This is a genomic window from Allofrancisella guangzhouensis (assembly GCF_000815225.1).
Taxonomy (GTDB): Bacteria; Pseudomonadota; Gammaproteobacteria; order Francisellales; family Francisellaceae; genus Francisella; species Francisella guangzhouensis.
In genome coordinates this window covers 653084-673109 of sequence record NZ_CP010427.1, presented here as the reverse complement: position 1 = coordinate 673109, position 20026 = coordinate 653084, and the positions used below count along the sequence as shown (strand labels likewise).

Genomic DNA, 20026 nt, shown 5'->3' with positions numbered 1-20026 from the left:
GCCTCGACTATACCAAATCCAGCTTGTGATTTTTTTTTGTACAAAGCTTTCTAAACCTGATTTGAATAATATGATAAAAATTAAGCTTCCTTAAACTTCCCAAAAGACATCAATTTGTCATATCTTTGTGAGTTTCTTTCTTCTACTGATATTTGACATAAATCTTTTAACTCTTTAGTTAAAGCTTTTTTTATATTTTCAGCTGTAGTTACAAAATCTCTATGAGCACCACCTAATGGTTCAACAATTACATCATCAACTATGTTTAACTCTTTCAAACGTCCTGAAGTAATATTCATCATTTGTGTAACTTCAGATGCTTTTTCTGCAGTTTTATGTAAAATTGAAGCACATCCTTCTGGAGAAATAGTAGCAAAATAGCTATATTGAAGCATCAAAAGCCTATCTCCTACACCAATTCCTAACGCTCCACCAGAACATCCTTCACCAATCACAACACAAACTATAGGAACCTTAAGTGCACTCATCTCAAAAAGATTTCTTGCAATAGCTTCACTTTGACCACGTTCTTCTGCTTTAATACCTGGATAAGCCCCTGGAGTATCAATAAAAGTAACCACTGGCATATTAAATTTCTCAGCTAATTTCATAAGCCTTAAAGCCTTACGATATCCTTCCGGATGCATCATACCAAAATTATGTTTTATCTTACTTTTAGTGTCACGACCTTTTTCTTGACCTATAACCATAACAGGATGGTTGTTAAGTTTTGCTAAGCCACCTATAACAGCTAAATCATCACCAAAAGCTCTATCACCGTGAAGCTCCTGAAAATCGGTAAATACTAAAGGTAATAAATCTTTGAAATACGGTCTATTTGGATGTCTTGACAACTGTACTACTTGCCAGTCAGTTAACTTTGAATAAGTCGACTCCATTAACTCTAGTCTTTTTTTATTCAGTTTTTTTAATTCTGCTTCTGTTTTATCATCAAAAACATGGGAAAGTGAAGTTATTTTATCTTCTATTTCCTTAATTTTGGTTTCAAAATCTAAGTAATTCATCCTAAGTTCCCTACGCGTGCTTACAATTCTTAAAAAATAGTTACCAAATATGATAAAGTATTTTCGCAAAATAAAAAATAGCTATATATAATTTTGTTAGTTTGCTATGTTATAGATGTGTTATATAATTATGGTTTAACTAATCATAATCTTAAGCTATTTTAGGTATGTCTAATCATACACCGATGATACAGCAGTATCTAAAGATAAAATCACAATATCCAAACATACTACTTTTTTACCGTATGGGCGATTTCTATGAGTTGTTTTTTGATGATGCTAAAGAAGCTGCTAGCTTATTGGAAATAACTCTAACAGCTCGTGGTAAGTCTAGTGGAGAACCTATTCCAATGGCTGGAGTGCCATATCACGCAGCTGAAGGCTATATTGCAAAAATTATCAAAAAAGGGTTATCTGTAGCCATATGTGAACAAATAGGTGATCCAGCTACATCAAAAGGTCCTGTTGAGCGCCAAGTCACGCGCATCATCACACCTGCTACAGTTTCCGAAGAAGCTTTTTTAGATACAAATCAAGATAATTTACTACTAAGCATCTTTGTTAAAAATGGCAAATTCTATGTAGCTTATACAAACTATACTCAAGGAAAGGTTTACTTACTTAAAACTCTTAATAATTTATTAGAGTTAAAAAATGAAGTGCTTAGACTCTCACCTAAGGAGATTATAACTAACTGTAATAACCTTTCCATAGATAACCCTTTTAAAATCTCAACTAAACTACTCCAAGAGTGGTATTACAGTAGTTATGAAGCAAAGAAACAAATCAATAATACTTTGGATATTTCTCTAGCTACAACTGTGTTACAAAATAATAAGACTGAACAATTGATAGCTATAGGCTCGATATTAGCTTATTTAACAGATATTTTAAAACAACCTCCTAAGCATATTACAGATATCAGCTCTGAAGAAGATAATCAAATACTAAAAATAGATGTAAACAGTCGTAATAATCTTGAGATTGACAATAATTCAAAATCTAGCCTAATAAATATAATTGATAACTGTAAAACTAGTTTAGGTAGCCGTTTAATTAAAAGGTATTTTAAAAATCCAATCAAAAACCTTGATAAAATAGCAATTTGCCATAATGTAATCAACGCATTAAAAGATAAACAAAGTTTTTCAAAAATTCAGGAGACTCTTAGATACGTTAGCGATATAGAAAGGATAATTTCACGAGTTGCCTTAAATACAGTCAAACCCAAAGATTTAGTTTCATTACAAAATACATTAGAAGAAATACCAAAACTAAAAAAATTGTTAGAAGAAATATCTTCACAAGATATAGACAACCTAAACCAAAATATTTACCAGCTTGATGATCTAGCAGAACTTCTTAAAAAAGCTATCATAGAAAACCCTCCAGCAACTATTCGTGATGGTGGAGTAATTAAAGAAGGTTTTGATCTTGAGCTTGATGAGTTAAAAGGTATTAAAGATAATTCTTATGATTTTTTACTAAAATTTGAACAACTCCAAAAACAAAAAACTGGTATTAGCAATCTCAAAGTTGGTTATAACCGTGTTCATGGCTACTATATCGAGCTTTCCAAACAATATGCTGATAAAGTCCCTATTGAATACGTAAGACGCCAAACTCTTAAAACAAGTGAACGCTATATAACTGATGAACTTAAAGACTTTGAAAACAAAATCTTATCGTCTAAAGAAAAAGCTTTAGCCAGAGAAAAGCTAATTTATGAAAATTTATTACAACAAGTGCTTAAGTATTACATTCAAATCCAAAAATCAGCAGAAAGCATTGCTGAAATAGATGTCCTAACTAACTTTGCAGAGCGTGCAGTCAAGCTTAATCTAGTTCAACCAAACTTCAATAGTTCTGGAAAACTTAAGCTTAAGGATGTTCGTCACCTCGCTATAGAGCAAAATATAGATGAGCCGTTTATACCTAATGATACTTTTCTAAGCAAAGACACTCATACTTTAGAAATTATAACAGGTCCAAATATGGGTGGTAAATCAACCTACATGCGTCAAGTGGCTCAGTTGATTTTTCTAGCACATATTGGTTCATTTGTACCGGCAAGTTTTGCAAATATATGTGATATAGATACCATTTATACTAGAATTGGTGCCTCTGATGATATATCAAGTGGTAGATCAACTTTTATGGTTGAAATGACAGAAACCGCCTATATTCTTAACAATGCTACTGATAAATCTTTAGTAATTATGGATGAGATAGGTAGAGGTACTAGTACATTTGATGGCTTGTCATTGGCTGAAGCTTGTGCTGAAAAATTTGCCAAGATAGGAGCCTTTACACTATTTGCTACACATTATTTTGAGCTTACAGAATTAATTAACAAATACACTAACGTTAAAAATATTCATTTTGAAGCTAAAGAGTACAAAGACAATATTTATTTTATGCATAAGGCTGTAGAAGGTGCTGCTAAGAAGTCTTATGGGATCCAAGTTGCAAAACTAGCTGGTATTCCGATAGATGTTTTAGAATCAGCAGCTAAGAATCTTCAAAAACTAGAAAATAAAGCCTCTTTAGTTGATTCTCAACAGCCTCAACAAACTGCTCTAGATTTGATTTTACCTCAAGAGAATTTGTTACGAGCAAGATTGGCTAATTTTGACATTATTAATGTCACCCCACTAGAAGCTTTAAATTTTTTATTTGAGTTAAAAAATTCTCTATAACCCTTTCAGGTATTCAACGATCAATTTGATTACTACAAAATGATAAATTATGTTCTTTATTCTCAATAATAACGTTAAGGACGAAAGAATTTTCATAAAAGTTAACTAAATTAATAGTAATTAGTTATACAAATAATTCTAATTTGCTATAATTTCTTAAATCTACATTTATACTACTTTAGGTGAAAAATATGCAAAATGATAAAAGTCAACCTTCTTTTTTAATTCAAAAGGTATACACAAAAGATGTGTCATTTGAAACTATCAACTCCCCTGCAAATTTTAAAGAACAATGGGATCCAACCTCAGATTTTAATATTGATATAAATACAAAAAAGATAAATACTGAAAATTTTGAACTAGACCTAACAATCACAATAACTACAAAAAATAACAACAACAACGTATATATTGTAGAAGTTACTCAATCTGGACTTTTTACAATTACAAATATGCCTGATGAGCAAATAGATTCTGTACTTAACACCTACTGTGCTAACACTTTGTTTCCTTATGCCAAACGGATTATCGACTCATCTATCATAAAAGGTGGTTTTCTACCACTTAATCTAGTTCCAATAAATTTTGATGCAATTTACCTACAAAAGAAATCTCAACAACCTGAACACTAAAACCAAAACTGAAACTAAAAAAGAGTAACAAATGGATAATTCACAGAATAGCCTAATTAAAATATTAGGTTCGATAATGATAATAGTTGGCACCATGATAGGTGGAGGAATATTAGCTTTACCAATAATTACAGCTAAACTTGGGTTTGTCATAGGGTCGATATTAATTATTATTATTTGGAGTATCATGACCTACACAGCCGTAGTAATTTCTGATATTTCTTGCTCTATGCCATATGGAAGTAGCTTTAAAACTATAGCTCAAAGATATCTCGGTAGAACTGGTGGTATAGTAGCAAGTATAGCATTTTTAATACTCATGTATTTTATCAGCACAGCATATATATCTGCTGCTGCCTCCTCATTATCAACTACCTTCCCCATGCTAGACCAAAAACTATCAGCTTTAATTTTTGTAATCATATTTGGTAGCATAGTTGTTTTAGGAACCCGTTTTGTAGATTATGCCAATAGGTTTTTTATAATTCTAAAGATACTAGTTTTAGTCATACTATGTGTAGTTTTCAATCAATACATACAGTTACCAAACTTACTTGAATCGCCTGTTGATCTTGGCATATCTCTCATAATCGCAATACCTGTTTTTACAACATCATTTACATCACATATTATTGTGCCTGCTCTTTCTGACTATCTAGCTAAAGATACTAGAGATATGAAGAAGGTAATTATTATAGGAAGTATAATCCCTTTAGTTCTTTATATAATTTGGGTGGTTACTATATTAGGGGTTCTTCCTTTGCATGGACCTATAAGCTTTATGACTTCTATATTTAGCCATGTACCAGTTACACAAGCTAACATTGGTGATATATTGACAACTTTAGGGCATAAGATCAGAACCCCCGTTACAGACATTGTTTTACATATCTTTACTTATGTTGCAATTATGACTTCTTTCTTAAGTGTTAACCTATCACTGTTTCACTTTAATATAGATACTTATAAACTATATAAAACCAAAAAAGCTATAAGCTACACCATAGCAACAATATTGACTTTCGGTATACCTTTGATTATAAATCAACTTAATCCGAATATCTTTATATACGCTATGACCTGTGTTGGACTTTCTATAGCTATATTACTTATGATTATGCCTGCTTTGATGGCATTTAAAATAAATAATCTAGGAGAAAAGTTTAACTATAAGATTTCTAGTTATAAAAGCTTATGGATAGTATCTATATTGAGTGGTATAATTGTTGTATTATGTGTTATAGTTTAAGATGTTGCTTAGCCTAAACCTTACCCTTATAAATAATTTTCTTGATAATATCCTATATCACAAAAGCTATTCTAAAGAAACTATTAGTAACTACAAAAGAGATTTATTGCAATTAGGTAACTTTATTGGTGATACTGATATTACTAAGTTAATTACTCAAGATATACTTGGGTGGATAAAAAAATTGCACTCCCAAGGAGCCTCTCCAAAAACACTACAAAGAAAACTCAGCTCAACAAGAAGTTTTTTTAATTTTTTAGTCAATAGTGAGATAGTTAATACAAACCCTGCAAGTAATATTAAAGCTCCGAAAAGTTCTAAAAGACTACCAAAAGCTTTAAGTATAAATGAGTTATCATATTTACTTGATATCACCCCCTGTAGTGGTATTGAAACTCGTGATATAGCTAGTTTTGATTTACTTTACAGTTGTGGAATCAGACTTAGTGAACTTTCAGCTATACAGCTAAAAGATATAAGTATATCTCAATGTAGTGTGCGTGTAACAGGTAAGGGTAATAAACAACGTATAGTATATTTTGGTGAAAAAACAATTAAGAGTCTAAAAAGATGGCTAAACGTTCGCGAAAAATGCAAACCACAAACTGAACACCTATTTATTTCTCGTGATGGCAGACAACTTACAAATAGGTCTATTCAAAAACGTCTAGAACTATTTGCTCAAAAATATGCTACTCGACACATACATCCTCATATGCTTAGACACTCTTTTGCAAGTCACGTTCTTGACTCTTCAAAAGATTTACTTGCTGTAAAAGATCTATTAGGACATGTTGATATTTCTAGTACTCAAATTTATACTCACCTTAACTTTCAACAACTAGCTAGCGTTTTTGACAAAGCTCACCCAAGAGCTAAGAAAAAGTAACTTTATGATTAGTATCAATATTTTTGATAACAGCACGATTGATAAAATAAGAGATTTAGGTTTACCGCTTAATTTTTCAATTTGCAAAAAGGACAAATATCTTTTCTATGAAAATAATTTTTTAAAGTTGAATAATAACAATAAAAAACTTTATATAGACTTTAACAACAATGATATGTGGAACAGAATAGATCCTCAAACTAAAAAATGTAGTGTAGTACAGGCTATAGAAGGTAGAAATAAATCTAAATTATATATACTTGATACAACAGCTGGTCTTGGTAGGGACTCTTTCACGCTTGCTGCTAGAGGACATAGAGTTACAGCTATTGAAAAAGACCCTTATATTTTTTTACTACTTAGCGATGCTATAAAAAGAGCAAAAGACATATCAAATTTAGAAGCTATTACAAAAAATATCAAATTAATTAATAATGACAGCTGCGATTATATCTTAAATACCCAAGAGTTTTTCGATTGTATCTATATAGACCCTATGTTTCCACCACGCAAAAAAAGCGCCAAGGTAAAATCAGATATGCAATCTCTCCATGAACTATTGCAAAATAATGAAGATAACAATAAGTTACTTTTTGATAATGCTTACTCTAGTGCAAAAGCTAAAAAAATTATTGTTAAAAGACCCATTAACGGTGTTTTTTTATCTGATAAAAAGCCAACTTCCCAACTAAAAGGAAAGACTAATCGTTTTGATGTTTATAGCTTATGATGCTCTAGATACTTCTCCTTATACGTGTATAAACACTAACTAATAAGATCCCTGCAATGAATAAAAATACTGCTGATAACCAGTAGTAAAGAATAAAATCTTTATATTGAGGAGGAGCTTTTGCAGCTACTATTGCCGAATTTGCATAATATAGAGCATAACTTATAAAAACTACTGCAATAATTATTAGTCCTTGAGGGATTCTATATACTAGTAAAGCTCCACCCAAAACAAATAACATATAACAAAAATACTCGAATCCAAATAAAAACTCATATGACAAAATAGCCGGATTTATAAAAGCATAAACTAACCAAATCCATATCATAATCATAATCACACTAGTTAATAAAGCTGAAAACAGCCTGTTTCCTTGTAACTTTATATAATTTGGCTCTAACATCCAGACTATTGCTGCTAAAACAGCTACACATAGCTGCATAGACAAATATGTAAAAGAAAGAAACATACTATATTTGCCATACAAAAAAAGTTTGATTACCAAGGTTAGAATGATTGCTAACCAAGCAAACCTATTTTTTCTATAAAGTAAAAATGCAAACATAAGGAAACAAAAGTTACCGACACTATCATATATAACATCATTTAAAGTGACCATTTAGATTATCCTATTATTTAGTATTTAAAGTATTAACCAATTAGATTCGACAGTCAAAACTTTATTCCAACCATAAGGTATTATCAAGAGTGATAACGCCTAGAAACGCCCTACAAATTTTATCAAACCTAGAAAATATCCTCCTAATAAATATCCAAGCTTCAAAAGCTTCCTATTAAACACCTTTCTTTATAAATATGTCAATTAATAGAATGATATTTAGTATAGTTATTTCCAGCTGGTGTTACAAGCTCATTTATTAGTATATTTTTGTATACTTCTAAATGTCATTATTTTTAGGGGTATTACTCAACCAAATTACCATTAACGTGAAAGTGATAGTAATAAGTAGTCATCCCCTTCGCTGACTCAAATCTTTTATTAATTAGATACAGTAAAATATAAAATATGGATATCTATGGATCTCACAACTAAAGATTTTCCATTAACACATTCGATAAATATAGCTTAGCATCAACTAATTTATTCAAATATCTAACACTTCCTGAATTCCGAACGACGTCAATTTCATTATCTATAATCTTTATCACATCTTGTATAGAAGCTTGTTGTTGAATACTATTTAATATCGAATTAGCTCTATCTTTATAAGATCTCCATGATAAAGTTTTTATATCAAGATATTCTTGGATATGTGCTAAACACACTTGTTTAACCTTTGGTAAATTAAAATTGAAAATTTTATTATCAAGCTGAGCAATTGATTTAGCTTTATTAAGGTTTAAATTAGCTTCACAAGTTATATTTTCTTTTCTAGTCAACCCCCAAATAGTAATACTCTCACATTGCCCATCATTAAGGTTTTCATAATATAAAACATGCTTATCATTTCCTGTATATAATTTGCGCCACCTGTAACTATGATTAATATTACCATCGTAACCTATTCCAATATTAGCATCTGATCTCCAAAATTTACCATTTTGATCGGACATTACATATTCGCTATGACCAGGACCTTCTTTCATAGTAGTTCTTACAAAAACCCCACCATTAAACTTCCCACTTGTGATTGCTAAGATTGCATTCTCAGTGGTAGATAGTCTTGAATCTAATGCTACCTCTTGTATAGTAAACCATTTTTCTAAAAAGGTAGAGGTTAGAATTTCACTTCTTAAGTAACCGAAAGATGCTATTTTTTTATCGTTACGGTTTAAAAGTATACCGTTTGTTTCCAGAGCAGCACAAACAGCACTATTACTACACAACATTCTATTTGATTTATTAATAGAGGCGTATTGACTAGCTTCTTTCATTGTTAGTTTTGATACTTTTGTTATTGATGCATGTTGGATAAATTTTTCCTGGAGCGTGTTAATTGCCACTGAAGCAGCGATTAAACTTTTATTTTTTAATGTTTTTTTAATATTCCTTAGGTGGCTTTGAAAGAGAATCGTGCTATATTCGTTAGAGTTGAGTGGTTGTTGCTCTATACTAGCTATTGATAGCTTAACGAGATTATTTACATTTTTAACAATAAAAGTACAAGCATCTCTTTTCCTTTGAGATAGCGTATCCACTCCTTTAGGAATAGAGATTAAATATTTAGATTCAAATTCCACTTGTTTTGTAAATTCAAGGTATTCTGTCAAAATTTTGATAGCTTTTATCTTTAAACTTTCCTCCGTTGAAAATATTATCTCCATATTTGTGATACCAGCAATAATACTTTTCTTAACGTAAAAAGTTAATAAAAAGTCCTTCTTGAAAGATCTTATGGGTTCACATAATTTATTTTCTTTATCTAATAGTTCGTTCAATTTTTTATTAAATTCAAGATACGCTTCAATATACTGTTTAAAATTCATTATTTTATTTCTCCGTATAAATTTACTTTTGATAGACACATTTAGAAATTCTAATTTGCAACTAGCTTTATTTATGTTATCTCTAAACAATAGTTTTTCACATTTGGAAGGCTTTTTTAATATAATTGCACTGCCTTTTTTATCTATTAATAGTTTATAGACAAACCAGCTTTTGTTAATATCTTAAGTAGTTTCTTTTTTGACAAAATGTATTATGGCTTTGTATACCTACCCTTCTAACAAACTTGAATACCTAGTAAAAATATTTTCTAGATTATTAAAGTTTAATAAAAAAGAAGTTTTTGATCCAATTTATATACTAGTTGGCAGTCGGGGCATGCAACATTGGCTAAGCATGGAGCTTGCTAAGCAAAATAGTATTTGCATGAACACCAAGTTTGATATGATAAATAGTTTTATAGTTAACACTTGTTATGAAATAACTAACGATCAATCTCATAAAAAAGCTTATTCTAAAGAAGTTCTTAGCTGGCGTATATTCAAATTACTAGACAACATTGGTGCTGATAAACTAAAAAACTACTACAAAGATAGTAGCCAAAGAAAATACCAACTAAGCTCACAAATAGCTAATGTTTTTAGCAAATATATGAAATATCGCCCTGCTTGGTTAGAAAAATGGCAAAATCTTCAGTTTATTAGCAACTCACCTTCTGATGATGAAATATGGCAAGCTAAACTTTGGCAACTTCTTACAAATGAAAATTCTAAAACTCCTACCCAAATACAAAAACAAGCCTTAAAGAAACTTAACTCTGAAGCTTTACCTAAAAATATTTACATTTTTGGAGTTAGCACAATTTCACCTAATAATTTAGAGTTTTTATTAGAAATAGCAAAACACACAAGGGTACACCTTTTATACTTAAACCCTTGTAGTGAATATTGGTACGACTTAAAAAAAGCTAAAATAGCTAGTTGGCTTAATATCGAAGAAGATTTCACAATACAGCCTTTATTAGCTAGTTTTGGTCAACAAGGAAAAGATTTTTTTAGTCAGCTCTTAGAACAGGATCAGCAAGAATTTACTAGTTTTGAAAATTTCTGTGAAGATGTAAAAATAACTCCTTCTAAAAATAATTCTCTGCTAACAAGTATTCAAAGAAATATACTAGAACTAAATACTGAAAAATATACAATTAATATTGACAAGTCCATAATAATAAACTCTTGTCATAGCCCCTTAAGGGAGGTACAAGTATTACATGATAACCTTCTAGAGCTTTTTGAACAAGACTCTGCCATACAGCCACAGGATATTTTAGTAATGTGTCCAAATATTGAAGATTATGCTCCTTATATAGAGTCAGTTTTCACCAAAACCTCAAGTGATTCTGTTAACAGACTACCTTGTTCAATAGCTGATAGAACTATTATAGATTCAGAAAGTTTAGCAGCTAGTTTCATCGAAATTCTTAAGCTTCCTGATAGCAATTTTGAAATTACTAAAATTATTGACTATTTATCTGTACCAGCTTTACAACGAAAATTTGATATCACTTTTGACCAACTTGAAACTATTAAATACTGGTTAACTGAAGCCTGTATACATAGAGGCTTAAATAATCAAACATTTAGCTGGAATTGGGGACTTAAACGGCTATTGTTAGGTTTTTGCTTAGATGATGAGCCTATGATTATAGAAGATTCATTTCTAACTCTACCAAATATTCAAACAAATGAGATTCAAGAGCTTGGAAAATTATATGAACTTATTGAACTTTTACAACTATTTTCTGAAGAACTTAAACAAAAGCGTACAGCTTGTGACTGGCAAGATTTTTTATTAAAGGTACTTGATACTTTATTTAATATAGATGACTCTGATGAGTATATAACAAATATCATCAAACAAAATATTGCCAAAATTGTACAACAAACTAACCAAGCTGATTTTACAGAGTTAATTGAACTAGCTGTTATTAGGAGTATCTTAACTACTGCCCTTTCTGAACCTATTGTAAATAACCACTTTTTACGTGGTAAAGTCACCTTCTGCTCAATGACTCCAATGCGAAGCATACCATTTAAAGTAGTAGCTATGCTTGGGCTTAATAGTACAACCTATCCTCGTAAAGATACAAAAATTAGCTTTGATCTAACAAACTATTTTCCTACTCAAAAAGGTGATAGAACCAAACGAGATGATGATAAATATCTTTTTTTAGAAACAATAATTTCTGCCAGGTCTGTTTTATACTTAAGCTTTCAAGGAAATAGCTATAAAAATAACTCTGAACAAGAACCAAGCCTTATAATCAAAGAATTCTTGAATTATTTAGAAAGTTACTATAGTTGGAATAACCTCAAAAAATATCCTCTTCATCCATTTAGCCCTAAATGCTATACTAGAGGTTACCAAAGCTATGATGATAAATGGTTAAGTCTTATAAAAGCAGAGAAAAAAAGTTTTAATTCTCAAAAAAATGCAAATATAGAATTACCATCTAAATTTAGTATACAAGAAATTATTAATATTTTTGATGACCCTTTTAAATCTTACTCACAATATACTCTAGGCTTAACCCTAGAGGAAAATGAACCTGGACTCTCAGACACAGAGCCTTTCGAAATAGATGGTTTACAAATTTATAGAATAAAAGAATCTCTTTTATGCTGTTATGAAAATTGCAAAGATATTGATTTAACTATCAAGCATCTTACATTATGTGGTAAATTACCTCAGTCACCACTTACAAATGAATTATTGCACCAAAATTTAAATTTGGTAAAAAACTTTTATGACAAAATTAATTGCTTAAATCTACAAGACTTAACTTTAGAAACAAACATACAAAATATAAAAATATACTCTAGTATTAAATTATCTAGTGACAACACTTTAGTTCTATACAAAATTTCGAATTTAAAACCAAAAGATAAACTACAACTTTATCTAGAATGTATACTATACAGCCATGTTTATAGTAAGCAAATAACTGGAGAATATTTTTACATCAATGATAAGAAGGAAATAGATTCTTTTAAAATTGCTTGGTTTGAAGTAGAAAGTATCGAAGATGAATTATCTCATTATTTAACTCAAGCACTCAACTTCCTAAAAGAACCATCTTTTGCTTATATTAACCTACTTGAACCGGTGCTTCAGAAAAATAACAATAAAATCCTTGAAATTTTATATAAAAGCCACCGTCCCTTAACTAAAAATATTTATTATAAATTGTTAAACGGTAATAATTTTGATATAGAAAATATAAATAAATACTATACAGTAGCCTTCAAGGCTACTGTATCAAATGTCTAGTTGACAAAAAAATTTATGTATAACACTCCATATTTAAATATAATTCTAACAATAAACGCTAAAATCAATCTCCATTTAAAACCAAAACCTATACCTAAATTTTTCATCCAAAGACAAATTATTAGGATGAGACCCAATTTGACCTTGTGGCACTTTAAGACCATACTGACTATAAAAATCTAGCCAATATTGTGAAACCGAAAAATCATTTGGTGATATATAATTAAGCCGATGCTGTTTAAAAAAGGTTTCTTTATTTACATACTTAAATATTTCATGGATAAGCTCGGAACAATAAAACTTTCCTGGCTGTTTAGGCAAGAACAAATCATTGTACTGACAACCAATTAGATCCTGGGCATACTTGATAACCTCATTAAGGAAATCATCATTTTGAGATGTACGTCCAGTTAATATCTTATTATTAGAGTATTTACTCAAATCAGCAGTTATGACCCCATCACCCTTTATTGATTCTATAATTTCATTATTACCAATATACAAGCTACAATGGTAGTAACTATAGTTTTCGTAGCCAATAGATAAGTTAGAAATATTCTTTTCAGCACTATCTACTATAAACAATACATCTCCTTTTTTTAAACGCTGATGACTACTGCTCAATTTAATAAACCTTTTAACTTATTTTCTGTGACTATATCCACACCCAACTCTTGGGCCTTGGTAAACTTACTACCTGCATTCTCACCAGAGATAACCATATCTGTTTTTTTAGATACACTAGATGTAACTTTAGCCCCCATAGATTTTAGTAGCTGAGATAATTCTATACGACTATAATTTTCAAACGTGCCAGTGATAACTACAGTTTTATTGTCAAAATTACTATTTGTAATCTTCTGTAACCTTTTTGGGTTAGATATTTCTATACCAACGTTTAGTAAGTCTTCGACTATTTTGATATTCAAAGAATCTTGCCAGAAAGAAATTACATTATTAGCCATAATTTCACCAATATCGTTTATAGATATTAGCTCATCAAACCTAGCTTGACGAAACTTCTCTAAACTAGCAAAATAATTTGCTAGCGCTTCTGACGAAACTTCTCCAATGTCTTTAATCCCAATAGAAAAGATAAATCTAGCTAAACTAGGTTTTTTACTATTAGCAATTGAGTGTAAAACATTCTGCGATGACTTTACTCCCATTCTCTCAAGGTTAGCTAACTTCTCAAAAGTAAGCTTATAGATATCTGCTGGATATTTAATTAAATTATCCCTAACCAGTTGTTCAATAAGCTTAGCTCCAACTTTATCAATGTCCATAGCCTTACGAGAAACAAAATGTTTTAAACGTTCAGCAGTTTGCGCCTGACAATGCCAACCCCCTGTACAACGATATATTACTTGATCATTAGTATTTTCAATAGTTGAATTACAAATTGGGCAATTACTTGGTATCTCTATAAGCTTAGCTGACATTTTACGATATTCTGGTAAACTTCTAACAACCTCTGGTATTACGTCTCCAGCTCTGCGTACAATTACTCTATCTCCTACATGAATATCTTTTCGTTTGATCTCGTGAATATTATGTAAAGTAGCATTAGAAACTATAACCCCGCCAACTGCAACAGGTTTAAGTCTAGCTACAGGAGTAATAGCGCCGGTTCTACCTACTTGAAATTCAATATTTATAACTTCTGACTCTACCTCTTCTGCAGGGAACTTATAAGCCACAGCCCACTTTGGAGCTCTTGAAACATAACCAATAGCGTCTTGGAGTTTAATATCATTAACTTTAAAAACTAAACCGTCTATGTCATAGTCTAAATCTGCTCTATGGTGGCTCATTTGCTGATAATACTTTTCAATATCATTAAAGTCAGCAGCTAAACTCATATGATTACTTATTGTGAAGCCTAAGCTTTTAAGATAATTCATAAGCTGAAATTGAGTTTGATGATGTTCAAAATCTTTAGAATAATATCCTATCCCATAGCAATATAGTTTCAATGGGCGTTTAGCTACGATTTTAGAATCTAGCATCCGTATACTTCCAGCAGCTGCATTACGAGGATTTGCAAAGGTTTTCTGACCTTGTTCCTGCATGTAGTTATTAAGCGCTAAAAAACTAGCTTTATCTAAAATAATTTCTCCTCTTACTTCTAATTCCTTAGGCGGATTATTAGTATTTAATTGCAAAGGCACATTACGAATAGTTTTAACGTTTTCTGAAACTTTTTCGCCCTGGATTCCATCACCTCTAGTTACAGCATAATCAAATTTACCATTCTTATAAAAAATACTTATTGCTAACCCATCCATTTTTGGTTCGCACTCTATTTCGAGATCAGGATACTCTAATTTTTCATAAAAGTTTTTTAGTTCTGTTAAGCTAAACACATTAGCTAAAGAAAGCATTTTTTTCTTATGCTTAACGGTTTCAAAACCTTCTAAAACTTTTCCTCCTACCCTGTCTAAAACCGAATTTACTGGAGTTAATTCAGGGTGTTTAGTAACTAAGTTTTGCAAAAGCTGGTAAAGTTTATCGTAATCACTATCTGTTATTATTGGCTTATCTAATGTGTGATACAAATAACTTTGTTGACTAAGATAATCAGCAAGCTTATCTATAGCTGATTTTAACTCAGCAAATGCTAGATTATTATAATCTATATAAAAAAATGTACTTGGTGTCATAACTAATTCAAATATTCGTATTTAGAAGTTCGTTGGCTAACATTTTATACTATTTAACCTTTTTTTTAATCACATAAACATTATAACAATGACAATGTTGTAATCTAGTTTTCTTTTTAGACACTAAATTAAATATAGTTTCACCATAACTAGCAAAATTCAAAAAATTATATTGAACATATCTAGGATTAGGGGTATAATGGAAAAAACGGAAATAAAAGGAATAAACTATGAAAAAAATTATAGGCTTTGTGTTATTAGCATCCTTGTCTTTTACTGGGATTTACGCAAAAAATTTACAACTAATGCAATCCAATATACAAAATACTCAAGAGGAAAACTCTTCTTCTCAGAAAAATAGTACTGACTCTAACACTCTATTAAAACAATATAGGGAACAAGGCTAAATTATTTTTTTAAAATACAAATTTCTCTCCTAGAAGAATTTATCCTTTTCAAATCTCTTTAATTTCTTAGCAACATTACTAAAATTCCAAGTAGATACAAACTTACGATAGGTATGATTCCTCGCTACTAAATCATTAAGACTTATCATTTCTATTTGATTTATAGCTAAATAAATTTCACGTAACTTTTTACTACACATATTTTAACAAAATTTGCAACTGTCAGCTTTAGATTTCAACACGCCAATACATTAAGAATAGAATTAGAATAAAACCTAGATAAATTATAAAATAAATCTAAAGTTTTGGATTTTTATATATTAAAAATCGCAATTAATCGCAAAATGATGTATAATCAACTCATTAACATTTAATAAGGGCTAAAAATATGGCTTTGTCAGTTAGATTATCAGATGATTTAGTAATTAAAGCAAAAACAATAGCTAAGGTTATGCACCGATCTTGTGCAAGCCAAATAGAACATTGGGCTATGATTGGTAGAATTGTAGAAGAAAACCCGGACCTGCCTTATGATTTTGTTATTGGAAGTTTAGTAGCAAAAGCTGAGATGGATAATGGACTGGTAGAAGATTATGAGTTTGAAAATTAAACAAACCAATACGTTCAAAAAATATATAAAAAAACTATCTATCAAAGATAAAAAAGAAGTAGATAACGCTGTAAAACTTATCGCTAGCAATCCCAGTATAGGAGAACAAAAGAAAGGAGATTTAGACTTTTTAAGAGTGTACAAGTTCAAAATAAATAATCAGCTTATACTGCTTGGCTATAACTATAATGACGAAACTATTACATTAACATTATTAAAAATTGGCTCACATGAAAATTTCTATAGAGACATAAGAAAGGTTTCTTTCTAAGAATTAATCTCCTGCTTATTTCTTCTAGCTATATTGACTATGCGTGTCTCGAAACCTTGTGAATTCGCTAATTCTTCAGCTAACTGATCTCTATCCATCACAACAATTATCTTCATGTTTGATTGTTGATTGTTGTTAGCTTGAGCAGTTGGTTGTACTATTTTTGATGATTGTATGCTTGTTGCTACTGGACCACCTGTTGCAAAACCTCTACGCCCTAGTCTTTGAGCTTCCAACCCTCTGATAACATCAATGTTTGGAGCCACTAGATTTTTGGGTACAACGTATTCACCTTTATGAACTATACCTGCAACATCGTACTTGCCACCATCACCAGTGTATCCACCATCTGCAAAACCTACTCTAGCACCACTCGAACCAACTAATCCACCGTCAGAAAAACCAAACAATCCGCCTAATAACCCACCACCAGTACCAAAACCTAAGCCCTGTAAGCTGGACATAATAGCCTTAAACACTAGCATCTTAATTATTAGTGCTGATATGTCAGTCAATATCTTAGCTGTCATATCACGGAAACCATCAGCTAATGACTTATTCCCAGCTATAACATCACTTATAGTATTAGCTATATTATTACCCATGGCGTTAATGCTATCTGCTAATAAATCACTAAATGTAATAGCTTGAAGCGCTGAAAAATCAAAGTTCTTAATGCTTGCTGATAGTGTATCTTGTGACTGTCCTGTTTTAGTTAGTTGCTCTTGTAACTTCTCCAATGGTACACCTGTAGCCTCTGCAACTTGTTTTAATCTTTCTAATTCTTCACGTTGTAATGCTAACTGTTCAGTTGCTGATAATAATGTGGTGGCATCTGTAATACCTATAGAATCTAAGAGTTGTAACCCAAGTTGTGCAGATGCTAAATTAGATGTTTCTTTTGATAATTTATCTTGTGCACCCCTAAGAGTATTTAAGTTAGTAATAATATCTTTTATCTTATTATCTTCTAATCCTAGAGATTTTAAGAAATTAACTTCATTAAATTGAACATTAGCAACATTCTGAACAGCTATATTTGTTGCATTAGCCGCGCTAGATACTTCATTAAGTTGTTTTTTAGCTTCATCAGTACCATATAATTTATAAGTGGTTTCTACGATATTTTCGGCTGAGCTAATTATTATTTCTTTTTGAGAATCAAGGTAAGCCTTTTCTAAAGCAGCTCCCTCACGTGATAATTGTTTTATTCTTTCATTAGCAGCATCATTACCAAAATCAATACTGGCGGCTATACTTGATTGAAGGTTATCTATACCTTGTTGTATCCCTTTGAATGTTTCTGAGCCAGTTATGCGTGCAATTACATTCGCTATCTTACTGAAGATACCAAGTATTCCAACTAGCAAGTGATTGAATAATGATAGTATTGTTTTAATTGGATTTTTAAAAACATTTTCAATATATACACTTATAATCTGTATTTTATTCCATAAAGACTCAAATATATGGATTATAAATAAAATTCCTGACTTAAATGCAACTTTAATTGCTTCTATAACAGTTCTAATTATTATGGCAATATTCTTGAATGTATTACCTATAATTTCTCCAACAGATAGACCAGTATTACCCGTTATGTTTAGAGCATCAGTTAAGTCGCCAAATGCACCAAAAACATCTTTAATAATACTTACAAGTACTTGAAAAGCGCCAACTATACCCTCTATAATTCCTGATATATTCTGTGATATCCATTCTTTATTAGTCTTGATCCAATCAGTAGTGGACTTAATAATATCCAAGAGTAGAGGTATTAGGGAGGTAGAAATTTCAAACCCAACTCCTGCAAAAGATCGTTTGAGGTTGTCCATAGAATCAATATAGACTTCTGAATCTGCCGCATTCTTTGAGGTTATTAAACCTAGGTCACTCATGTTATTGCCAAGGTTCTTAATATCATCAACGCTATTTTGTAATACAACTGCAAAGTCTGCATTTTGGAATAATTGTCTTGCAATATCTAACTGCTCAACTTTAGAAAGATTTTCTGACGCACTAACAACGTCGTACATTAATGCTTCTGTATCTCTGATATTTCCGTTAACATCCCTGAATTGAATACCAAGTTTATCAAGCAAAGGCAAAGCTCTACCCATGCCACGCTCAGCCTGTCCCATACTTGAAGCAAATTGCTTGATTGCGTTCTGCATACTATCAGCAGCAACGCCAGACTGTCCAGCAACATATTCCCATTTTTGAAGTGACTCAACACTAACACCAGTCGCTCTTGAAGTCTTAGCTAATGAATCGGCTGTTTTTGCGAAATCTCCAACAATTTTTGCTGCACCACCAGCAACAGCACCTAATGCCGCAGTAAGTCCAGCCATAGCTTTAGTAGCTTGAGTAACTCTAATGCTCATATTGCGAATAGATTTACCAGCTAATTCAGCACCAGTTTCCGTAATCTTGATAGCTACATTAAAATTTTGAGACATAGGCAATAGAATAGATTTTATTTGAAAGTATATGTCTACCAGTTAAGTTCGGATTTTGACTATTTTTTGAGTTTGAATTTTGGTGGTTTTACTTCTTCTAAAGCCTGACTATAAACACCATCTGGTGCCTGTTTCGAGTAGCCTTTTTCTATTTTTACCGAGTAAGGTAGATTAGTCTGTATATATATGGAATCTTTGGTTTTTCTGTTACTTAATGATACGACACTTTGAGATATATTATCTTTTTGGTCAACGCTATAATAATTGCTTGGGTATCCAATAGTTATCATATGACTGCCGCGATACAATCCTTTATCCACTGGAGATCTTTCTATAATATCTTTTTGTAAAGATAGTGCATAAGTATTCATCATATCTTTCGTTGACACATCAATTGACTTAGATAATTTATCCAACTCTTTAGCGAGCTGTTTAAAATTAATGTTTTTTGCCATTTGCTTTTTTTATTTCGGCCTCCCTCATATTAGATATTTCACTTAAAAACTTATCATCTATATTCTGTATAACTTCTATAAAAAACTCTTCATCACTTATATTAAAACGCTTAGCATAATTAACACAATCAAAGTAACTTATAGACTGAGGATATTCTCCAATGTTTCTACATCTAGAAAGATCATTAAAAGCCACAACATAA

General features: G+C 31.0%; 18 protein-coding genes. 9 read left to right on the top strand and 9 right to left on the bottom strand.

Annotated elements, in window-relative coordinates; all coding sequences use genetic code 11:
- Positions 1-80 precede the first annotated feature (80 nt).
- Complete coding sequence (locus tag SD28_RS03155; protein WP_039124019.1) at positions 81-1025, bottom strand: acetyl-CoA carboxylase carboxyltransferase subunit alpha; 945 nt, start codon at positions 1023-1025, stop codon at positions 81-83.
- Positions 1026-1183: 158 nt separating this feature from the next.
- Here SD28_RS03155 and mutS point away from each other — a divergent pair, with 158 nt between their 5' ends.
- The 5 genes from mutS to SD28_RS03130 all read left to right on the top strand — a co-directional run bounded on the left by mutS (position 1184) and on the right by SD28_RS03130 (position 7224).
- Positions 1184-3724 carry a DNA mismatch repair protein MutS gene (gene mutS / locus SD28_RS03150; RefSeq protein WP_169742486.1) on the top strand — a complete coding sequence of 847 codons (2541 nt, stop codon included), beginning with the start codon at positions 1184-1186 and terminating at the stop codon, positions 3722-3724.
- A gap of 191 nt (positions 3725-3915) precedes the next feature.
- The gene (gene secB / locus SD28_RS03145; protein ID WP_039124014.1) at positions 3916-4356 is read left to right on the top strand and encodes a protein-export chaperone SecB; all 441 of its coding nucleotides are present in this window, start codon (positions 3916-3918) and stop codon (positions 4354-4356) included.
- 31 nt (positions 4357-4387) lie between these two features.
- The gene (locus SD28_RS03140) at positions 4388-5605 is read left to right on the top strand and encodes an amino acid permease (RefSeq protein WP_039124012.1); all 1218 of its coding nucleotides are present in this window, start codon (positions 4388-4390) and stop codon (positions 5603-5605) included.
- 1 nt (position 5606) lies between these two features.
- Positions 5607-6494: a tyrosine-type recombinase/integrase gene (locus SD28_RS03135; RefSeq protein ID WP_039124010.1), complete on the top strand. Its 888-nt coding sequence runs from the start codon at positions 5607-5609 to the stop codon at positions 6492-6494.
- A gap of 13 nt (positions 6495-6507) precedes the next feature.
- Positions 6508-7224: a class I SAM-dependent methyltransferase gene (locus SD28_RS03130; RefSeq protein ID WP_039125748.1), complete on the top strand. Its 717-nt coding sequence runs from the start codon at positions 6508-6510 to the stop codon at positions 7222-7224.
- A gap of 4 nt (positions 7225-7228) precedes the next feature.
- On the opposite strand, the gene SD28_RS03125 is transcribed toward SD28_RS03130, so the two are convergent.
- Entirely contained in the window at positions 7229-7843 is a 615-nt protein-coding gene (locus tag SD28_RS03125) for a hypothetical protein (protein WP_039124008.1), read from the bottom strand.
- A gap of 431 nt (positions 7844-8274) precedes the next feature.
- Positions 8275-9672 carry a hypothetical protein gene (locus SD28_RS03120; RefSeq protein WP_039124005.1) on the bottom strand — a complete coding sequence of 466 codons (1398 nt, stop codon included), beginning with the start codon at positions 9670-9672 and terminating at the stop codon, positions 8275-8277.
- 199 nt (positions 9673-9871) lie between these two features.
- Here SD28_RS03120 and recC point away from each other — a divergent pair, with 199 nt between their 5' ends.
- A complete protein-coding gene (recC, locus tag SD28_RS03115; RefSeq protein ID WP_169742479.1) occupies positions 9872-12958 on the top strand; it encodes an exodeoxyribonuclease V subunit gamma in 3087 nt (1028 codons plus the stop codon).
- A gap of 75 nt (positions 12959-13033) precedes the next feature.
- Here recC and SD28_RS03110 read toward each other — a convergent pair whose 3' ends face one another.
- Together SD28_RS03110 and ligA are read right to left on the bottom strand one after the other, a co-directional pair.
- Positions 13034-13582: a YiiX/YebB-like N1pC/P60 family cysteine hydrolase gene (locus SD28_RS03110; RefSeq protein WP_039124001.1), complete on the bottom strand. Its 549-nt coding sequence runs from the start codon at positions 13580-13582 to the stop codon at positions 13034-13036.
- Positions 13579-15621, bottom strand: a complete 2043-nt coding sequence (ligA, locus tag SD28_RS03105; protein WP_039123998.1) for an NAD-dependent DNA ligase LigA — start codon at positions 15619-15621, stop codon at positions 13579-13581. The genes SD28_RS03110 and ligA overlap by 4 nt, the downstream gene beginning before the upstream one ends.
- A 230-nt stretch (positions 15622-15851) precedes the next feature.
- Here ligA and SD28_RS07990 point away from each other — a divergent pair, with 230 nt between their 5' ends.
- Positions 15852-16028: an endoglucanase gene (locus SD28_RS07990; protein ID WP_096334701.1), complete on the top strand. Its 177-nt coding sequence runs from the start codon at positions 15852-15854 to the stop codon at positions 16026-16028.
- Between the two features lie 29 nt (positions 16029-16057).
- Here the strand turns inward: SD28_RS07990 and SD28_RS08070 are convergent, their stop codons facing one another.
- Positions 16058-16228 carry a hypothetical protein gene (locus SD28_RS08070; protein WP_157698624.1) on the bottom strand — a complete coding sequence of 57 codons (171 nt, stop codon included), beginning with the start codon at positions 16226-16228 and terminating at the stop codon, positions 16058-16060.
- Positions 16229-16416: 188 nt separating this feature from the next.
- Here SD28_RS08070 and SD28_RS03100 point away from each other — a divergent pair, with 188 nt between their 5' ends.
- On the top strand, positions 16417-16638 hold the full coding sequence (locus SD28_RS03100) for a TA system antitoxin ParD family protein (protein WP_035718705.1): 222 nt from the start codon (positions 16417-16419) through the stop codon (positions 16636-16638).
- On the top strand, positions 16622-16909 hold the full coding sequence (locus SD28_RS03095; RefSeq protein WP_035718702.1) for a type II toxin-antitoxin system RelE/ParE family toxin: 288 nt from the start codon (positions 16622-16624) through the stop codon (positions 16907-16909). The genes SD28_RS03100 and SD28_RS03095 overlap by 17 nt, the downstream gene beginning before the upstream one ends.
- On the opposite strand, the gene SD28_RS03090 is transcribed toward SD28_RS03095, so the two are convergent.
- The 3 genes from SD28_RS03090 to SD28_RS03080 are packed head-to-tail and all read right to left on the bottom strand — an operon-like array spanning position 16906 to position 20019.
- Complete coding sequence (locus SD28_RS03090) at positions 16906-19368, bottom strand: hypothetical protein (RefSeq protein ID WP_039123993.1); 2463 nt, start codon at positions 19366-19368, stop codon at positions 16906-16908. The genes SD28_RS03095 and SD28_RS03090 overlap by 4 nt on opposite strands.
- Before the next feature lie 59 nt (positions 19369-19427).
- A complete protein-coding gene (locus SD28_RS07780; protein WP_052251867.1) occupies positions 19428-19823 on the bottom strand; it encodes an HK97 gp10 family phage protein in 396 nt (131 codons plus the stop codon).
- The gene (locus tag SD28_RS03080) at positions 19807-20019 is read right to left on the bottom strand and encodes a hypothetical protein (RefSeq protein ID WP_039123991.1); all 213 of its coding nucleotides are present in this window, start codon (positions 20017-20019) and stop codon (positions 19807-19809) included. Before SD28_RS03080 ends, SD28_RS07780 begins: the two co-directional genes overlap by 17 nt.
- Between the last annotated feature and the right edge of the window lie 7 nt (positions 20020-20026).

Excerpts from the sequence above, each read along its gene's own strand:
- SD28_RS07990 (WP_096334701.1), top strand. The coding sequence starts at position 15,852 with ATGAAAAAAATTATAGGCTTTGTGTTATTAGCATCCTTGTCTTTTACT.
- secB (WP_039124014.1), top strand. The coding sequence starts at position 3,916 with ATGCAAAATGATAAAAGTCAACCTTCTTTTTTAATTCAAAAGGTATAC.
- SD28_RS03095 (WP_035718702.1), top strand. The coding sequence starts at position 16,622 with ATGAGTTTGAAAATTAAACAAACCAATACGTTCAAAAAATATATAAAA.
- SD28_RS08070 (WP_157698624.1), bottom strand. The coding sequence starts at position 16,228 with ATGTGTAGTAAAAAGTTACGTGAAATTTATTTAGCTATAAATCAAATA.
- SD28_RS03100 (WP_035718705.1), top strand. The coding sequence starts at position 16,417 with ATGGCTTTGTCAGTTAGATTATCAGATGATTTAGTAATTAAAGCAAAA.
- SD28_RS03135 (WP_039124010.1), top strand. The coding sequence starts at position 5,607 with ATGTTGCTTAGCCTAAACCTTACCCTTATAAATAATTTTCTTGATAAT.
- SD28_RS03090 (WP_039123993.1), bottom strand. The coding sequence starts at position 19,368 with ATGTCTCAAAATTTTAATGTAGCTATCAAGATTACGGAAACTGGTGCT.
- SD28_RS07780 (WP_052251867.1), bottom strand. The coding sequence starts at position 19,823 with ATGGCAAAAAACATTAATTTTAAACAGCTCGCTAAAGAGTTGGATAAA.
- SD28_RS03125 (WP_039124008.1), bottom strand. The coding sequence starts at position 7,843 with ATGGTCACTTTAAATGATGTTATATATGATAGTGTCGGTAACTTTTGT.
- SD28_RS03120 (WP_039124005.1), bottom strand. The coding sequence starts at position 9,672 with ATGAATTTTAAACAGTATATTGAAGCGTATCTTGAATTTAATAAAAAA.
- SD28_RS03140 (WP_039124012.1), top strand. The coding sequence starts at position 4,388 with ATGGATAATTCACAGAATAGCCTAATTAAAATATTAGGTTCGATAATG.
- SD28_RS03155 (WP_039124019.1), bottom strand. The coding sequence starts at position 1,025 with ATGAATTACTTAGATTTTGAAACCAAAATTAAGGAAATAGAAGATAAA.
- ligA (WP_039123998.1), bottom strand. The coding sequence starts at position 15,621 with ATGACACCAAGTACATTTTTTTATATAGATTATAATAATCTAGCATTT.